Here is a 499-nt window from a genome sequence, read left to right on the forward strand (position 1 = left end):
CTTGTCCTGATTTAAATTTAATCCACTATATTACACATCTGGTTTCAGACGACCTTTTTTGAAATGGAAAGTGTTTTGTAGAGAGTGTGTTCTGTGCTCGTTTGATTGAAGATAAAGATGGTTTTATCGCTTTATTGGGTGGATGCTAATCCGGCATGGCGGTTTTGTTATTAAGGGAAATCGGGGAGTGGGGGGTATTTAAAACAACCTTCCCGAATCCTTATATTGTAGCTGCTAAGGGTATTTTACAGAAAAGAGTGAAGGTTTCAGACGACCCCTTATTCTTGAGCGAATGGAGAGCCTCCGACTTTGTGTCTAACTATTCTCCAATCGGGAAGGTCAGGGTAGATTTGAGTGTCTAGGAAGTCGAATTTATAAAAAATGCAATTCATCTGCACTATGAAGGAAAAGAGGAATTGCTGAAAATGAGTGTATTGGATGTATTTTGGCTGTGTCTGATTTGTATGAGACCTTTGCAAAAAAGCCCTTCCCCCGACAG

It is taken from the genome of Neisseria sp. HMSC065D04, from assembly GCF_001815675.1.
Taxonomy (GTDB): domain Bacteria; phylum Pseudomonadota; class Gammaproteobacteria; order Burkholderiales; family Neisseriaceae; genus Neisseria.